Source organism: Terriglobia bacterium, assembly GCA_032252755.1.
GTDB lineage: Bacteria > Acidobacteriota > Terriglobia > Terriglobales > Acidobacteriaceae > JAVUPY01.
In genome coordinates, this window is the sequence record JAVUPY010000089.1 from 1 (window position 1) to 16847 (window position 16847).

Genomic DNA, 16847 nt, shown 5'->3' on the forward strand with positions numbered 1-16847 from the left:
CCTCGGCGAATTTTCGGAAGGCGATATCGATGTCGTACAGGACTTCGACATGGTCGCAAACAAATCCGATCGGATGGACAAAGACCCCCTTATGCCCTTCCGCAGCGAGCCCCGTGATCGTTTCTTCCACCGTGGGCCCGAGCCAGGTGCCACCGCTCATTCCCTGGCTCTGGAATGCGAATCGCCAGTAAGTAACCTCGGGGACTGAAGCCGCCACCAGTTCGGCCGTGTGCCTCGCCTGCGTCTCATAGGGGTCGCCCGCCTCGACCGTCCGCATTGGGACACTATGCGCGGTAAAGATCACCGGCAAGGAACAACCGAATTCATTGCAGGCCTTCTCGTATCCCATGCGCATCCGCTCAGCGAAAGCTTCGATTAGCAGCGGCTCATCGTGCCAACTCTCAACGAAATCGACCGAGAACGGGGCCTTCCCTGTCTCACCGATCACGGCGCGCCGATAAAGCCCGACGCTCGTCCTCGAATTGTGCGGCGCCATACAAATCGCCACGCACTGTGTCACGCCGTCGGCAACCATCTGCTTCACCGTCTCGCCGATATACGGCTTCCAGTTGCGCATCCCGACGTAGACGGGCATACCCAACTCCGCCGAAACCTTCTCGGCCTGCTCGTATGTCCAACATGTCAGCGGTGATTGCCCGATCAACTCGTAACGGTGCTGCACTTCCTTTACAACTTCTTCCGGCAGGGGCCGCCCACTGGTCACGTTGCGAAGGTAAGCGGGCACGTTCTCCGGCTTCTCCGGAGTTCCATGTGCCAGCATCAGCACCGCACGTTTCATTTCTATCGCACCGCCTGGGTGCGCAACGCGGCGCTGCGCTCACGCACGAATTTCGCGAGACTCTTTACATTATCGACAGGCGTTTGCGGCAGGATGCCGTGCCCCAGGTTGAATATGTGTCCCGGTCGCCCGTTCGCCTGCTGAAGGATGCGGTCAGCTCTCGCCTCGATCTCCTTCCAGTTGGCGAAGAGCGTAACCGGGTCGAGGTTCCCTTGCACGGCAGGCTGGTGATTCATCCTGGCCCAGCCTTCGTCGAGAGGAATCCGCCAGTCGAGGCCGATCACGTCCGCCCCCGTCTCCTGCATCGACGTCAGCAGAGTCGAACTATCTGTCCCGAAATAGATGATCGGCGAACCCGAAACCTTCAACCGCCGAACCAACTCTGTCGTATGCGGCAGCACGTAACGCCGGTAGTCCTCAACGCTCAGGCAGCCGACCCAGCTGTCAAAGACCTGGTGAACGTCCGCCCCGGCCCTGATCTGCTCCAGCGAGTACGCCGCCAAGACATCTACCAGCTTGCGGTTGAGCTCGTCCCAGACCTGCGGCTGGTTGTACATCATCTTTTTGACTTCGAGGTAATTGCGAGACCCGCCGCCCTCGATCATGTAGCTCGCCAGCGTGAACGGCGCGCCGCAGAAGCTGATCACCGGCAGCCTGTCGCCCCAGTGGCGAACGCACTCAGCAATCCCCTCTGGCACGTAGCCCAGTTCCGCCGTACGATCGGTTCGCAGGACACGCACGTCCTCGGCCGTCCGCAGCGGACGCTCAATGACCGGCCCCTCGCCGACCGAGAAATGGAACGGTAGTCCCATTACTTCGAGCGGCAGCAGCAGGTCGGCGAAGATAATGGCGGCGTCTACCTTGAGGACTTCAGCCGCGGTGATCGTCACCTCGGCGGCCAACTTCGGCTTCTTGCAGATCTCGACCAATGAATGGTGCTTTCGAACATCGCGGTATTCGGACATGTACCGGCCCGCCTGTCGCATGAACCACATCGGCGTCGACTCGGTGGGCAGGCCCTTGCAGGCGCGGACAAACAGTGAATTAGGGGCAGCCATAAGAGAATTATCAGTTTAGCAGCCGGGTGAACACCTGGGTGTGATGACAGTCACAGGGGCCTCTACCTTATTTTGCGCCCAGCGACCGACGGGATTACGGAGATTTCCCGAGCCTCCGAGGTGCTCTGAACGAGTTAAGATTGTCCTCAACAACCCAAACCACTCGGCCTTTTGCAGGCCCAGAAGGTGCAAGCCCTTAAGGTACTTCCTTTTCGTATACCCGGGGCTTGTGGTCGCCGTATGCGTGTGTTACCAAGTATGCAACTCATCCATGTCGTAATCATTGCCGTTCAGGAGCTGCGATGAAGGTCGTGATGTTGTGCGGAGGCTTGGGAACCCGCCTGCGGGAGGAGACCGAATTCCGCCCCAAACCGCTGGTCGAAATCGGCGGCCGTCCCATTCTCTGGCACATCATGAAGAGCTACGCGCACTATGGTTTCCGCGAGTTCGTCCTCTGCCTCGGTTACCGCGGCAACATGATCAAGGATTACTTCCTGAACTACGAGGCGATGAACAACGACTTCACCGTCTGCCTCGGGCGCAATTCGAAGATTGAATTCAGGAATAACCACCAGGAGCAGGATTTCCACGTCACTCTCTCCGACACCGGCCAGAGCACGATGACGGGCGGCCGCGTCAAGCGCATCGAGCGCTACATCGGCGAAGACACCTTCATGCTCACTTATGGCGATGGCGTCGCCGACGTGGACATCAAGAAACTATTCGAGTTCCACAAAAGCCACGGCAAGCTGGCGACGGTTACCACCGTAAGTCCGAGTTCCCGGTTCGGCATGATCGAGTCAAACTCCATCGGCCGCGTCACCCATTTCAAAGAGAAGCCCAAGACCAGTGAACGTGCCAGCGCCGGCTTCTTTGTCCTCGATCGCAAGGTCTTCGACTACATTTCCGGTGACGATTGCATCTTCGAGCGCGAACCGCTGGAGCGTCTGGCCAACGAAGGCCAGCTCATGGCCTACCAGCACGAAGGCTTTTTCTACGCAATGGACACCTACCGCGAGTACGAATACTTGAACCAGCTTTGGTCGGCCGGTGAAGCCCCATGGAAAGTTTGGCAGGAATGAAGAACGGCTTCTGGCGAGATCGCGCGGTCTTCATAACCGGCGCAACCGGACTGGTCGGCGGATGGCTGACCAAGCACCTGCTGGACCAGGGCGCGAACGTCACCACGCTCGTCCGCGACTGGGTTCCTGCTAGCGAATTCGTCCATGCTGGCCTCGCCGATCGCGTGAACGTCGTCCGTGGCGGCCTCGCAAGTCCATATCTTCTCGAGCGCGTCATTGGCGAGTACGAAATCGAAATTGTCTTCCACCTCGCCGCGCAAACTATTGTCGGCATCGCCAATCGGAATCCGCTCTCAACCTTTGAAAGCAATGTTCGCGGCACCTGGAACCTGCTTGAGGCCTGCCGCCGCTCGCCACTGGTCAAATCGATCGTGCTCGCCTCGTCCGACAAGGCTTACGGGGACCAGGAAGTTCTTCCCTACACCGAGGCCATGCCTCTTCAGGGACGCCACCCCTATGACGTCAGCAAATCCTGTGCCGACTTAATTGCGCAGTCCTACGCGCACACGTTCGGGCTGCCCGTGGCAATTACGCGTTGTGGCAACTTCTATGGCGGCGGTGATCTCAATTGGAACCGCGTCGTGCCCGGCACGATTCGCTCCGTCCTTCGTGGCGAGCGGCCGATCATTCGTTCGGACGGCAAGTTCATTCGCGATTATTTCTACGTGGAAGACGGCGCCGAGGCCTACATGCTTCTGGCGGAGCGCCTGTACAAAGACCGCAAATTCAGCGGTGCCGCCTACAATTTCTCCAACGAAACGCAGATCAGTGTCCTCGATCTCGTGAACGCGATCCTCGCGAAGATGAACTCGCAGCTCAAGCCCGAAATCCTCAACCAGGCCTCGAACGAGATTCGCCATCAATACCTGAGCGCCGAGCGCGCCCGCAAAGAGCTGAACTGGAAGCCGATCTTTACCCTCGATCAGGGACTTGAAAAGACCATCGCGTGGTACCGGGAGGCGTTGAAGTAGTGTCGCGAGCAGATGAGTTGCGCAACCGGATCCGCGTCATGGTGGCCGAGTACTATCGCGAGGCATTCCCCGCGCGCGAGTTCGTTCCCGGCACGACCTTTGTTCCCGTTTCCGGCCGTGTCTTCGACGAAGAAGAATTGGAGACGCTCGTCGAGTCCTCGCTGGACTTCTGGCTCACCACCGGGCGTTTTGCCGAGCAGTTTGAGCGCGAGTTCGCCCGCTTCGTCGGCGTCCGCGAAGCCATCCTCGTCAACTCCGGCTCGTCGGCAAACCTGCTGGCCATCTCGGCCCTGACTTCCGAGCGCCTCGGCGACCGCCAACTTAAGCCCGGCGACGAAGTCATCACCCTGGCCGCAGGATTCCCGACAACGGTCAATCCCATCGTTCAGAACGGCCTGGTGCCGGTATTCGTCGACGTCGAGATTCCGACCTTCAACGTCGACGTGACGCAACTCGATGCTGCACTTACGGATCGCACGCGGGCCGTCATCTTTGCGCACACGCTGGGCAATCCCTTCGATCTTGACTCCGTCGTCGCCGTCACCAAAAAGCACAACTTATGGCTGATTGAAGATTGCTGCGACGCCCTCGGCTCGACTTATCGCGGACAAAAGGTCGGCACCTTCGGCGACCTCGCCACCACCAGCTTCTATCCCGCCCACCACATCACCATGGGCGAGGGCGGATGCGTACTCACGCAGAAGCCGCTGCTGCGCACGCTCGTCGAATCCTTCCGCGATTGGGGCCGTGACTGCTGGTGCGCGCCCGGCAAAGAGAACACATGCGGTAAACGTTTCAACTGGCAACTCGGCCAGCTACCGCACGGGTATGACCACAAGTACATCTATTCGCACATCGGCTACAACCTGAAAGCCACCGACATGCAAGCCGCCGTCGGCGTCGCCCAGTTGAAAAAACTACCGAGCTTCATTGAAGCCCGCAGAAAGAACTTCGCGGCGCTGCATGAGGGCCTCGCCGACCTGCAAGAACACTTCATCCTGCCCGAACCGACTCCGCATTCTGATCCGAGCTGGTTCGGCTTCCCAATGATGGTCCGTGACGGCGCTCCGTTCTCGCGCAAGAATTTAGTCGAATACCTCGACTCCAAGAAAATTCAGTCCCGCCAACTTTTCGGCGGCAACCTCGTCCGCCAACCGGCATACAAGAATGTCCCATTCCGCGTCGCCGGCGATCTGAAGAACAGCGACTGCGTAATGAACCAGGCCTTCTGGATCGGCGTCTATCCCGGCCTCACTCCAGAAATGATCAAGTACATGGTCCGCGTACTCCGGGAGGCGCCCGTCGAATGCGTGGCGTTGCGCACCCTATGACGCATCCTCTCGCGGCCGACCTCGATCATGTTCTCGCCACAACGTCGGGTATTTGGGAACCGTTGCGAGGACAGCGCCTGTTGATCACCGGTGGAACGGGTTTCGTCGGAACGTGGCTCACGGAAAGTCTCGTTTGGGCCGATACCAAACTGAACCTCGGACTTGAGGCGGTTCTGCTAACGCGCAATCCCGAAGCGTTCCGCGCGAAAGCTCCCGCCGTCGCGAATTACAAGTCGGTCAGCCTGCTTCGAGGTACCGCGCAGAATTTTGATTTTCCTGAAGGCGAGTTCGGATTCGTTATTCACGCCGCCACGGAAGCATCGGTCAAGGCTGGCCCTGAATTTCCGGCTGCGACCTTCGACGCCGACCTCACCGCAACCCGCCGAGTCCTCGAATTCGCGCGGCAAGCCGGCACCCGACGTCTGTTATTCACCAGCTCCGGGGCAATCTACGGAAGACCGCCGAACGATCTGCCACGAATCCCCGAGGACTACCCGGGTGCTCCCGCGACGACCGACGAGAAGAGCGCCTATGGCCAGGCCAAGCGCGCCTCCGAGTTCCTTTGCACGATGTACGCACGCCAGTTCGGCATGAAGACACTGATCGCTCGCCTGTTCGCGTTCGTCGGCCCGCACTTGCCCTTGGAGGGGTACGCCGTAGGTAACTTCATGCGTGACGCCCTGAACGGCCGCACGATACGTATCGAAAGCGACGGCAGCACTGTTCGTTCCTATCTATACGCGGCTGACATGGCCGCATGGCTGTGGACGATCCTGCTGAAAGGGGAAGCCGCGCGACCATACAACGTCGGCAGTCCGCACGCGGTCACCGTTCGCGAGTTGGCGAAGCTTACAGCAGATACTGCGGATCATAGGGTGGAAGTGGAAGTGCTTAACCGGCCCGGTGTCCCAACAACGCGATACGTACCCGACACCTCGCGCGCAGAGCGCGAACTGGGGCTCGTGGTGCATGTTCCACTGGAAGACGGTCTACGAAGGACAATGAAGTGGCACCGGGCGCAGGCTGTTTCGGTCTCACACTAATCGAGGTCATGATCAAGGTATCCGATTACGTGGCAAAACGGCTGGCCGACTGGGGCGTGGAACACGTGTTTCTCGTCACAGGTGGTGGCGCTATGCACCTTAACGATTCATTCGGCAACGAGCCCCGAATCCGGTATGTGTGCATGCACCACGAGCAGGCTGCCGCCATGGCAGCTGAGGGCTACGCGCGGATCACGAACACGCCCGGAGTCATCAACGTCACGACCGGTCCGGGAGGAATCAATGCGCTGAATGGGGTCTTCGGTGCCTGGACAGATTCCATCCCCATGGTCATTGTTTCCGGCCAGGTGAAACGCGAAACCTGCAAAACCCTGATGGGCTGCCCGGAACTCCGCCAATTGGGCGACCAGGAAGTCGATGTCGTCAGCATGGTTCGTGGTATTACCAAATATGCCGCGCTTGTCGACGATCCTAAAGCCATCCGTTACCACCTCGAAAAAGCCTATTGCCTGGCAAAGCACGGGCGGCCCGGCCCCTGCTGGATCGACATCCCCGTTGATGTTCAAGGGGCACAAGTAAAAGAGAGCGATCTCCCCGGTTTTGATCATTCAGAAGTATCGAGAGAACTCAACCTGCTGGAATTAGAAAAGACTGTTCGTGACATCCTCGAGAGACTCCGCCACGCGAAACGTCCGGTGATCCTCGCCGGAACCGGAGTGCGACTCGCGCAGGCCCTGGACGAGTTCGAACAAGTTATCCGCGCACTGCAGATTCCGGTCACAACCGGTTGGACTCATGACCTGATCGCCTCGGACGATCCTCTGTTTTGCGGACGCCCGGGCACGATCGGCGAGCGTGCCGGCAATTTCACCGTCCAAAATGCAGATCTCGTCCTCGTTTTGGGCTCCCGTCTGAATATCCGTCAGGTCAGCTACAACTGGGCATCCTTCGCGCCAAAGGCGTTCAAGATTCAAGTAGATGTCGACCCACTGGAGTTCAAAAAGCCTCTCGTAAAACCGGACCTCGGAATCGCGTGCGACCTGAAACTCTTCCTAACGGAAATGGCACGGCAATTGAATGACCCCGCAAAGACAGGAGATCATTCAGCCTGGCTGGCCTGGTGCCGTGAGCGCGTTCACAAATATCGCGTAGTACAGACGAAACAACGGAAAGATGGGCCACCGCTGAATCCATACTATTTCATTGAACTTCTAGGTGAGATCCTCGCGGATGATGACGTCGTGGTCTGCGGTAATGCCACCGCCTGCATTGTGCCGTTCCAGGCACTCCCTCTGCGCAAAGGACAGCGCTTGTTTTCCAACTCCGGTTCTGCCTCCATGGGATACGATCTTCCCGCTTCGATCGGTGCGGCTTTTGCCCGCAAAGGCGGGCGCGTTATCTGTCTTGCGGGCGATGGCAGCCTGCAGATGAATGTGCAAGAGCTTCAGACCGTCATGCATTACGATCTGCCAGTGAAAATCTTCGTACTCAACAATAACGGCTACTTATCGATCCGGACTACGCAGAAGAACTTCTTCCGCCGCCTGGTCGGCGAAAGCAAAGCCAGCGGTGTATCTTTTCCCGACATGGTGCGGGTGGCAGACGCTTTCGGTATTCCCGCGATGCGGGTTGATCATCGTGCCCAGATGGACGCCGTGCATCGTGCTCTGAATGCGCCAGGGCCATACCTTTTTGATGTGATGCTGGATAGTACGCAGGAATTCGAACCGCGAATTCGCTCGCGCAAGTTAGAAGACGGCACAATACTCACGCCGGCGTTAGACGACATGTATCCCTTTCTCGGTGACGAAGAGATGGCAAGTAACAGATACCAAGATGCAGATGAGCAGGAATGCTTAGCTCCGCAGAGAACCGGGGAAACCAAGCATGAATAGAGATATTTTCGAAGATCTATTTGTACTGGAACTCGCGAACAATCACCTCGGCGACGTGGCGCGTGGACTCAAGATCATCTCCACCTACTCCCAAGTGGTCCGATTCAACAATGTTCGCGCCGCCATCAAGATCCAGTTGCGCGATGTCGATCGCTTCATCCATAAGGACTTTCGCGACCGCTCCGATATCCGCTACATCAAGAAAACGCTGGATACTCAGCTGTCGTTCGAGGAGATTGCGCGAATGGTGAAAGCCATCCGCGATGGGAATTGCACCCCGATGGCCACTGCCTTCGACGAGAAGTCAGTCGACCTGTGCGTCGAACTCGGCATTCCGATCCTGAAGCTGGCGAGCTCCGACATGAACGACTGGGTGCTGATCGAGAAGATCGCCCAGACCAAGAAACCCGTCATCGTTTCCACCGGTGGAAGCTCCCTTAAGGATGTCGATGACCTGATTACCTTTTTCGAGAACCGCCACATTCCGCTCGCGATCAATCATTGTGTTTCGCTTTACCCGAGCGAAGACCAGGAACTCGATATGAACCAGATCGATTTCCTGCGAAACCGCTATCCGCACCACATCATCGGGTTCTCCACGCACGAGTATCACGATTGGACCGCTTCCATGCTGATCGCCTATGCAAAGGGCGCGCGAACGTTCGAGCGGCACATTGACATCGAGAGCGACGGCATGAAGGTCAGCCCTTACTGCTCGCTTCCCGACCAGATCGATACCTGGTTCAAGGCATTTCACAAGGCCAAGGAGATGTGTGGGGCTCCGGGGACACAAAAACGAATCCCCCCTCAGAAGGAGATCGCGTATCTTGACTCCCTCGTCCGCGGAGTCTATGCGAGTCGCGATCTCCCAGTTGGGCACGTGTTGGCGGACGAAGACGTTTACCTCGCGATCCCCTTGCAGAAGGGGCAAATCTCGTGCCGCGAACTGATGCGCGGCGAAGTCATCCGCTGCGCGGTGAAGAAGGACGAACCGATCATGATCGACAAGATCGACAGTCCTTACGCCAGCATTGCGTCCCTGCGGGCGCTGATCTATGACCGGGGGATCTGATGAAGACGATCAGTGTCGTGACTCCGTGCTACAACGAGGAAGGGAATGTGCTGGAGGTGTACGAGCGCGTTCGCGCGCTGATGGCCAAGCTCGGCCGATACGAATACGAGCACATCTTCATCGACAATCGCTCGACCGACAACACTTTCACTATCCTGAAGCAGATCGCAAGCGCGGACACCAACGTGAAGGTCATCCGCAACACTCGCAACTTCGGACATTTGCGTTCGCCATTCCACGCGCTCATGCAGGCGCGCGGAGACGCCGTGATCGTGTTGCTGTCGGACCTGCAGGATCCTCCGGAACTGCTGGAGCAGTTCATCGCCGAGTGGGAGCGAGGAATTCCCATCGTGATTGCCATCAAGCATCAGAGCCGCGAGAATCCGCTGATGTACTGGATTCGCAGCCAGTACTACAACATGGTGCGAAACATCTCCTCGATCGAGACTTACGAGCACTTCACAGGATTCGGTTTGTACGATCGCAAGGTGATGGATATGGTGAAGCAGTTTCCAGATCCTTATCCTTACTTTCGCGGCATGATCGCGGAGATCGGATTGCCGCACAGCGAGGTTTATTACACGCAGGAGCGGCGCAAGCGCGGCAAGACGAAGAACAACTGGCTGACGTTGTATGACATTGGAATGCTCGGCGTAACGACGCTCTCGAAAGTGCCGTTGCGACTGGCGATTTTCGTCGGGTTCCTCGGAGCTGCGATTTCGTTCCTGGCTGGTTTGTCGTACTTCGTTTACAAGGTACTGTTCTGGACGGAATTTTCGGTTGGAATCGCGCCTCTGGTGCTTGGTGTTTTCTTCTTAGGCTCGCTGCAGATGGTTTTTCTGGGAATCATCGGAGAGTACATCGGAAACATTTTTACGCAGGTGCGGGCGCGGCCCCATGTCTTTGAGGACGAGCGGATCAACTTTGAGCATGGGTTTGGGAGGCCGTTGGCAGAGGCTCCGTTTGGGGCTCGCCAGATGCAGGAAAAGGGTTAACCATCTGGTAACAGACCCCCCACCCCCCTATATTTGCGATCTCTTAGAATCAATATTTTACGGGAATTCCGGCGTAAAACACTGTGGCCGTAGGAACTTAAAGTCCCTTTGTTTACTGAATTTTACGGAGATGGTTCGGGACGAAACTAGAGGGTGGGTAGTCGCGCGGTGAGAACGCGCCGGGCCATTGACCTAAGTATGATCAGGTCCAAGGTTGTGTGGACCGCCCATGCTATGGCAGCGCCGACAATGTTGAATCTCGTGGTCAAAAGCCAGAAAACCCCCAAGTAGACCGGCATCTCGACCATGTGCATTTTCGCGGTCCAATCAGCCCGCCCTGCTCCCTGCACGAGCGCGTAAGGTAGGGACGCCAGGGCATTCATCATGACGCCGATGCTCAGAATCTGGAGCACGAGGGTACTGTGTGAAGCAAAGTCTTGACCGAGCCACAATCGAAGCCCTGGTCGAGCAAGGATTATCGCGAGTACCGTGGTTGGAAGAAGTAAGAAAACCAGAAATCTTGTAGCCCTAGCGTATATCTGCGAGGTGCGTGGTACATCGGACATGAGCACGCTGGAGAAGGTTGGGAAGAAAACTCCTCCCACGGCGCCAGATACGATTAGTAGTTTCGTGATGATTTCATACGGCGTCGCATAGTATGCAACCGCCTGAATGGAGACCAGCGCTCCTACCAGAAATCGGTCCATTCCGGACATTACTGGAGTAATGACATTAGATACAGTGAGCCAACCGCCGAACGTCAACAATGGACTGAGGGTGGCCGTGCGCCACTGGAATATAGGCCGCAACGGCTGGAACATGGTTATGCATGCTGTGAAGTGAAGTAACAGCGAGACATAACGGCCGACTAAAAGCACGACGATGATCGGAACAAGTGAGTGGGAGAAGGGCAAAACGGCGAGCGGGGCCCCGAAGTTATAGGCCGTCATCGGCCCACGAATGGATACTGCGATGTCGAATCGATGGTATGCCTCCAGTATTCCTCGGAATCCCGTTGTGGTAAGAACTGCGGGTATCGAGATCGCGAATAGCTGGAAAGCTCGGACGGTTTCGGGACAGAGTGACTCCGGAACTCTGAGTACCGAATAGACGAGCCAATGAGAGCACCCGGCTAACAAAATGCCCCCCAGAGTACCGAGCCCGGCGGTCAGCATGATGGCAGTCCACGCGAGTGGGCCGATGGAAGTCTCGTCGCCCTTCCCCAGTTCCCGAGAAATGAGGTTGGTCAACGCGCGCCCGACACCCAGATCGAAGACGGTGAAGTAAGAGATGACCATCCAGATGAGGGTGAGGACGCCAAAACGAGCAGTCCCGAGGGCGTCGATGAGCCGGGGGATTGCTATAACAGCGACTACAAAGGGGGCGCCATCTCCGAGCAGGTTGATGATGCTGTTCCGCAGGAGGTGCTTGCGCGAGGTGAGGTTCGTGATTGCGGACTCGGGTATGGCCATCAGGCGCCGGTTTGAGATGGGCTCCAGCGGTCATTTTAGCCTGTTACTGAAGATAGTCGATACGCCAAAGACGTATGGCCAATGACGTTTTGGCGCGTGTACATTGATCATCAACAATCATGCCTTTAGCGATTGAATCACGCCATCTAAACGATATCGCCGTAGTAATTCCACTGGTCCGTGGGGACGACCGGGGCTTTTTCATGGAGACCTACCGGGCTGACGAGTTCACAGAACTAGGGCTTCCACCGCAGTTCGTACAGGATAACCACTCAAGATCGAAATATGGGGTGCTGCGGGGCTTACACTTCCAATGGGACCCGCCGATGGGAAAACTGATGCGGGTGACTCTGGGCACGGCCTTCCTGGTTGCGGTTGATATCCGGAAGGGATCGCCAACGCTGGGCAAATGGTTTGGCTTGGATGTAAGCGCCGAGAACAAGAAGCAGGTCTGGGCACCGTTTGGGTTCGCACGCGGTTTCTGCGCGCTGACAGAATATTGTGAGGTGCAGTACAAATGCACCGGCGTGTACAGTTCGAAGGCAGAATCGGGGATTTCGTTCCGGGACCCTGCAATCGGAATCGAGTGGCCGCTTCCCGAGAGTGACATGGTAATTTCGGAAAAAGACCGTACCGCGCAAACGCTGGCGCAGTGGCTGGCATCTCCACTGTCCGACAACATACGATACGAGAAGGAGAAACGATGAAGATTCTGATTGTCGGGGGCGCGGGTTACGTCGGGTCGGTGCTGATCCCGAAACTTCTGGAACGCGGATACAAAGTCGACGTTGTCGATCTTTTCTGGTTTGGCAACCACTTGCCGCCTGAGGTCGGAGTAATTGAGAAGGACTTGTTTGCGCTGGAAACCGAAGATCTGTCCGGATACGACCAGGTAGTTTTTCTTGCCGGGCTTTCCAACGACCCGATGGCGGAGTATTCGCCGAGCAAAAATTTTATTTTCAATGCGGCTTCTCCAGCCTACCTGGCCTACATCGCGAAGAAAGCTGCGGTGCGACGCTACGTCTATGCGTCTTCCTGCTCGGTCTACGGCTACACGGAAAACGAACTGTACGATGAAACGAAACCGGCAGTTTCCAGCTATCCCTACGGGATTTCGAAGCTACAGGGCGAACAGGCTGTACTGTCATTCGCAGACAAAACGTTTTCGGTGATCTCGCTGCGCAAGGGTACCGTTTGCGGTTATAGCCCACGGATGCGGCTTGATCTGATTATCAACACCATGTTCAAGTGCGCTTTGCAGGATGGAGCGATCACGGTCAACAATCCGGCGATTTGGCGTCCGATCATAAGCACACAAGACACGGCAAGCGCTTATATTCGGGCGATCGAAGCACACGAATCTGTCTCCGGAATATTTAATGTCGCTTCTGGCAACTACACGGTGGGCGAAGTCGGCGACCTGGTGAAACACGAAATAGAGCGCGGTCTTGGGACGCCGGTCAGGATCAACATCAATCATCGTCAGGATTACCGGAACTACAAAGTGAGCATCTCCAAGGCAGAGAATGTGTTGAGTTTCCATCCTTACGATGACGTGCGATCCATCGTTCGCGGACTGTTGGAACACCGGAAAGAATTTCAAGATTGGGATAACCCGGCCTATTACAACATCCAGATGCTGAAGAAACTGGAGCCGCATGTGGCCGGCGCTCAAGCAGGTTCGACCAAGGGCTGAGTGGGATGAGAATAATTCTGATCGGCTCGAACGGGCAGTTAGGGACGGATCTCGCTCGTGTTCTTGAGAAGCGCGCTCACGACCTGCATCCCATTGCAAATCGCAAAGTCGATATCTGCCAGCGAGAGGCGGTAGAGAGACTTATTTCTTCAGTTCGACCGGATGTAGTCATCAATACGGCCGCATTTCATCAGGTGGACCGGTGCGAAGCTAACCCAGAGATGGCCTTCGCGGTGAATGCCGTGGGAGTCCGCAATGTTGCGGAGTGCTGCGAGAAGCACAAAGCGGTGTTCGTCCACTTCAGTACTGACTACGTTTTCGACGGATGTAAAGGAGCCCCGTACACAGAGACGGATGTGCCATCTCCGCTAAATGTATACGGCGTGAGCAAAGTCGCCGGCGAAGAATTGGTCGCCTATACAACAGAGCGGAACTTCATCGTCAGGACGTGTGGCCTGTTCGGTCTGGCGGGACCGAGCGGAAAAGGGCTGAACTTTGTCGAAAACATGCTGAAGCGAGCCAAAGAAGGTAACCCGATTCGGGTGGTCGAGGACCAGATACTCTCGCCGACGTACACCCTCAATCTTGCGGAGCGCGTCTGCGACCTGCTGCAGACAAACGCCTACGGTCTCTATCACCTCAGCTCTGAGGGCGAGTGCTCATGGTACGAATTTGCGCGGGAGATTTTCCAGCGGGCCGGGGTGAATGCGGACCTGAACCCATGCACAACCGTTGAAGTTCAGGGGACCGTGCGTCGGCCAAAACGAACAACTCTGGACAAGGCGAAGTACAACGCGCTAGGACTGCCGAAGATGCCCCACTGGGCAGAAGGCCTGCGACGCTACTTAGGCAGCAGGGCTTAGCTCTTCGGTTTAATACGACTGCGAATTCCTCTGCCAATGTGAGCGGCCATTCCTGAGAGAGCTCGTACGGACGGTCTGAACCCAAGTCCACGAGCCAAACGCCACGACTCCTTCAGTTTGGGCCAGGTTGGACGTTCCGACAGGAATGCGTATAGAAATAAGATGCCAATCCTGCCGTGAAGATCCTGCATTGCTTCGTTGGGTACAGACGTCCTGCCAGCCATGAATTGCATCACGCGTAGCATTTCAGCAAGATGCTCCCATGCACGAGTCTTCGACCGCGTCGTAGCACCGTGACTTCGGAAGAAGTTCAGTGGAGTCGCGATGTAGGAGAGGTCGGAAGTGGCGAGAATTGAGGCCCAGAATTTGTAGTCGGCTGATAGCCTGAAGCTCTCGTCGATTCCGCCAGCGATTTCATAGAACTTGCGCCGGAACAAGACTGCACTGGCATTGGGAATAGTTGATTCTTGAATGAAAAAGTTTGAAATTTCGTCTTGTCCACTGGCCGTGAAATCATGGTTCCACCTTTCTGATCGCGTGCCAAAGGCCGTGGGCCGAACCTCGCCCATGGGATTCCCCCCTGCATCGATCTTCAAGGATTCGCAGTAGACGATTCCGCACTTTGGATTGTTTTCGAGTACGGGGACAAGTGTTTCTAAGAATCGCGGATCTGCATAATCGTCGGATTCTGCGATCCAGACGTATTCACCCCGCGCCAATTTCAGGCCCTTGTTCCACTGCTTGAAGACACTGCCGGAATTGCTGGTATTCGGAGCGAGGAGCCAACCATAACGCGCAGCAAACTGTCGCATTATTTCGGGGCTCTTATCCGTCGATGCGTCATCCAACAGAATCACTTCGAAGTCTCGATAAGTCTGGTCAGCGATACTCTGAAGACGCAGGCTTAGAAAGCGCTCGTAGTTATAGTTTGGGACAAGCACCGAGACTTTCGGCATGCAAGCATTCTCGCAGACATTGATCAGCGCGCCAGTGCACGTCTGTATGCGCAGGATATCCTGTCGAGGTAGTTGCGCATTCCACAATCCTGGGATACCCAGGCTACTCCAGCTTGGCCTTTCACATCCCGTCCGACGGGATCTTTGAGCAACACAGCTATATTCTTTGCCATCTCTTGAGGCTCGATTTTGCTACACAGAATGCCGCGTTCGTTCTCTCCAATGATCTCCGGCAGGCCTCCGATAGGGAAGGCTACCACTGGGGTACCACATGCGAGGGACTCGATTGCCACGTATGGAAAGTTTTCGCCGAGCGACGGAATCAGAGTAACGTCAGCGGCGCGGTATGCACGCGCGAGGGTACGATCGTCAGAGGTCTGTACCGTAACAGTAGTAATCGGTTTAAGCGCTGCCTGAATGGAAGCGGCGGAGCCGCCTAAAAGGATGACCTGGAGTTCGGAAGCGGTAACAGCGGCTCGAAGGGCCTTGATTCCAAGATCGACGCCTTTGTGAGCCTGGGCAAGGTCGGCGGACACCATTAAGACCGTTTTCTTCTCGGGCGAGAGTCCGAGCAATCGCCTGGCCTCGTTGCGATCCATGTGGGACTCGGGAATCTCGGGCATGCGCGTGCCATTGGGAATGTTCACGATTTCAGAGCGCGGGAAAACTCCGGCAGAGCAGGCGAGGTCGGCCATGAACTGGCTGGGACAGATCACGACGCGCGGCTGCGGCAGCCAGCGCTGAAGAAATCTCCGGGTACGGCGCCACTTGAAGTTGTCGTGATAGCGGTGGTACGGGATATGGCGAATGAGGCCACGTGAGAGTTGTTTAACTTCGGCTGCCGAGATTTTGCCGGTCAGATTGTAAGTGATGCCAAGGTTCGGAGCCCACTCGTCATGCAGGGTCCACACGCAGGGAAACCGTTCGGTCAGTTCGCGAACAGATCGGATGGAGATCCAACCGCTATGGATGTTGTGGATGTGGACGAGATCGAAACCCCGCGTGGAAATTGACTTCAGGGCTGCTACGGACCCGCGATGGCGCCAGTCGGTGAGATCGGGGAAGGCCTCCAGCGGCGTAAGCAAGCGTTCCCAGGGAGCCTGAATTGCCCACACTCCCGGAGGAGAGGGCTTCCTGCCGCTGACCCACATAGATGTTGCGATTCCCAGTTGCGGCAAGCCCTCGTAGAGCTCCCTCGCACAGCGGTCGGCACCGGTTCCAGCGTAATCAATGTTGAGCTGAAGGACCCGCATCTGAAGCTACTATACAGCCTCAGAAGATAGTTGCTTCCAGCGGGTCTTGGTTCAATTGCCATGTCGCCAGCGTGCGTTCGGAAATGGAGGTAAATCACTGCTGCATTCACTGTCGGGCAAATTGCGAGATTGTGCCTTAGTTCTTCCTCGGCCCTCTTCGGGGAATTGATTACGAGCTTGTTCTTACGAACGGGAGCGGGTGTCCCCGCTCCCGTCAGGTACAGACTATTTCAGTCCCAAGCCGATGAGTGCTGCCGACCCATCATCCGCCTGTCCGAGGACGCGGAACAGCAGGCCATAGCGAGGCGTTATCACGCTGGCGTTGGGTATGGCATCCAGCCAGTATTTTTGGGCGTCGTTGAAGTTTGGGACCGCATTCAAGCCGGGATCGACCTTCATC

Annotated in this window: 15 protein-coding genes; 10 read left to right on the plus strand and 5 right to left on the minus strand. The window is 56.7% G+C overall.

The window, feature by feature from the left end:
• Together hemH and hemE are read right to left on the minus strand one after the other, a co-directional pair.
• Positions 1 to 799, minus strand: a 799-nt coding sequence (gene hemH / locus ROO76_22045; GenBank protein MDT8070853.1) for a ferrochelatase, incomplete at its 3' end; no start/stop codon positions are given.
• A 2-nt stretch (positions 800 to 801) separates the two neighbouring features.
• The gene (hemE, locus tag ROO76_22050; protein ID MDT8070854.1) at positions 802 to 1857 is read right to left on the minus strand and encodes a uroporphyrinogen decarboxylase; all 1056 of its coding nucleotides are present in this window, start codon (positions 1855 to 1857) and stop codon (positions 802 to 804) included.
• 302 nt (positions 1858 to 2159) lie between these two features.
• Here hemE and rfbF point away from each other — a divergent pair, with 302 nt between their 5' ends.
• The 7 genes from rfbF to ROO76_22085 are packed head-to-tail and all read left to right on the plus strand — an operon-like array spanning position 2160 to position 10207.
• Complete coding sequence (gene rfbF, locus ROO76_22055) at positions 2160 to 2939, plus strand: glucose-1-phosphate cytidylyltransferase (protein MDT8070855.1); 780 nt, start codon at positions 2160 to 2162, stop codon at positions 2937 to 2939.
• Positions 2918 to 3910: a GDP-mannose 4,6-dehydratase gene (locus ROO76_22060; GenBank protein ID MDT8070856.1), complete on the plus strand. Its 993-nt coding sequence runs from the start codon at positions 2918 to 2920 to the stop codon at positions 3908 to 3910. Before rfbF ends, ROO76_22060 begins: the two co-directional genes overlap by 22 nt.
• The gene (gene rfbH, locus ROO76_22065) at positions 3910 to 5241 is read left to right on the plus strand and encodes a lipopolysaccharide biosynthesis protein RfbH (protein ID MDT8070857.1); all 1332 of its coding nucleotides are present in this window, start codon (positions 3910 to 3912) and stop codon (positions 5239 to 5241) included. Before ROO76_22060 ends, rfbH begins: the two co-directional genes overlap by 1 nt.
• Positions 5217 to 6284, plus strand: a complete 1068-nt coding sequence (locus tag ROO76_22070; protein MDT8070858.1) for an NAD(P)-dependent oxidoreductase — start codon at positions 5217 to 5219, stop codon at positions 6282 to 6284. Before rfbH ends, ROO76_22070 begins: the two co-directional genes overlap by 25 nt.
• 8 nt (positions 6285 to 6292) lie before the next feature.
• Entirely contained in the window at positions 6293 to 8140 is a 1848-nt protein-coding gene (locus ROO76_22075) for a thiamine pyrophosphate-binding protein (protein ID MDT8070859.1), read from the plus strand.
• Positions 8133 to 9212: an N-acetylneuraminate synthase family protein gene (locus ROO76_22080; protein ID MDT8070860.1), complete on the plus strand. Its 1080-nt coding sequence runs from the start codon at positions 8133 to 8135 to the stop codon at positions 9210 to 9212. Before ROO76_22075 ends, ROO76_22080 begins: the two co-directional genes overlap by 8 nt.
• Positions 9212 to 10207 (plus strand): glycosyltransferase family 2 protein, encoded by a 996-nt coding sequence (locus tag ROO76_22085; GenBank protein ID MDT8070861.1) that lies wholly within the window; start codon positions 9212 to 9214, stop codon positions 10205 to 10207. The genes ROO76_22080 and ROO76_22085 overlap by 1 nt, the downstream gene beginning before the upstream one ends.
• Positions 10208 to 10353: 146 nt before the next feature.
• On the opposite strand, the gene ROO76_22090 is transcribed toward ROO76_22085, so the two are convergent.
• The gene (locus ROO76_22090) at positions 10354 to 11679 is read right to left on the minus strand and encodes a flippase (protein ID MDT8070862.1); all 1326 of its coding nucleotides are present in this window, start codon (positions 11677 to 11679) and stop codon (positions 10354 to 10356) included.
• Between the two features lie 119 nt (positions 11680 to 11798).
• On the opposite strand from ROO76_22090, the gene rfbC reads away from it, so the two are divergent.
• From rfbC to rfbD, 3 genes are read left to right on the plus strand one after another with little or no spacing between them, the layout of a single operon-like run.
• Positions 11799 to 12386, plus strand: a complete 588-nt coding sequence (gene rfbC / locus ROO76_22095; GenBank protein ID MDT8070863.1) for a dTDP-4-dehydrorhamnose 3,5-epimerase — start codon at positions 11799 to 11801, stop codon at positions 12384 to 12386.
• On the plus strand, positions 12383 to 13375 hold the full coding sequence (locus tag ROO76_22100) for an SDR family oxidoreductase (protein ID MDT8070864.1): 993 nt from the start codon (positions 12383 to 12385) through the stop codon (positions 13373 to 13375). Before rfbC ends, ROO76_22100 begins: the two co-directional genes overlap by 4 nt.
• A 5-nt stretch (positions 13376 to 13380) precedes the next feature.
• Entirely contained in the window at positions 13381 to 14238 is an 858-nt protein-coding gene (rfbD, locus tag ROO76_22105) for a dTDP-4-dehydrorhamnose reductase (GenBank protein MDT8070865.1), read from the plus strand.
• Here the strand turns inward: rfbD and ROO76_22110 are convergent.
• Both ROO76_22110 and ROO76_22115 read right to left on the minus strand, forming a co-directional pair.
• Positions 14235 to 15194, minus strand: a complete 960-nt coding sequence (locus ROO76_22110; protein MDT8070866.1) for a glycosyltransferase — start codon at positions 15192 to 15194, stop codon at positions 14235 to 14237. The genes rfbD and ROO76_22110 overlap by 4 nt on opposite strands.
• 23 nt (positions 15195 to 15217) lie before the next feature.
• Positions 15218 to 16447, minus strand: coding sequence for a glycosyltransferase (locus tag ROO76_22115; protein MDT8070867.1), 1230 nt, complete (start codon positions 16445 to 16447; stop codon positions 15218 to 15220).
• Positions 16448 to 16847: the final 400 nt, after the last annotated feature.

Bases quoted from the DNA above. Each gene is read 5' to 3' on its own strand.
- hemE (MDT8070854.1), bottom strand. From the start codon at position 1,857: ATGGCTGCCCCTAATTCACTGTTTGTCCGCGCCTGCAAGGGCCTGCCC.
- rfbF (MDT8070855.1), top strand. From the start codon at position 2,160: ATGAAGGTCGTGATGTTGTGCGGAGGCTTGGGAACCCGCCTGCGGGAG.
- ROO76_22060 (MDT8070856.1), top strand. From the start codon at position 2,918: ATGGAAAGTTTGGCAGGAATGAAGAACGGCTTCTGGCGAGATCGCGCG.
- ROO76_22070 (MDT8070858.1), top strand. From the start codon at position 5,217: ATGCGTGGCGTTGCGCACCCTATGACGCATCCTCTCGCGGCCGACCTC.
- ROO76_22075 (MDT8070859.1), top strand. From the start codon at position 6,293: ATGATCAAGGTATCCGATTACGTGGCAAAACGGCTGGCCGACTGGGGC.
- ROO76_22080 (MDT8070860.1), top strand. From the start codon at position 8,133: ATGAATAGAGATATTTTCGAAGATCTATTTGTACTGGAACTCGCGAAC.
- ROO76_22085 (MDT8070861.1), top strand. From the start codon at position 9,212: ATGAAGACGATCAGTGTCGTGACTCCGTGCTACAACGAGGAAGGGAAT.
- ROO76_22090 (MDT8070862.1), bottom strand. From the start codon at position 11,679: ATGGCCATACCCGAGTCCGCAATCACGAACCTCACCTCGCGCAAGCAC.
- rfbC (MDT8070863.1), top strand. From the start codon at position 11,799: ATGCCTTTAGCGATTGAATCACGCCATCTAAACGATATCGCCGTAGTA.
- ROO76_22100 (MDT8070864.1), top strand. From the start codon at position 12,383: ATGAAGATTCTGATTGTCGGGGGCGCGGGTTACGTCGGGTCGGTGCTG.
- rfbD (MDT8070865.1), top strand. From the start codon at position 13,381: ATGAGAATAATTCTGATCGGCTCGAACGGGCAGTTAGGGACGGATCTC.
- ROO76_22110 (MDT8070866.1), bottom strand. From the start codon at position 15,194: ATGCCGAAAGTCTCGGTGCTTGTCCCAAACTATAACTACGAGCGCTTT.
- ROO76_22115 (MDT8070867.1), bottom strand. From the start codon at position 16,447: ATGCGGGTCCTTCAGCTCAACATTGATTACGCTGGAACCGGTGCCGAC.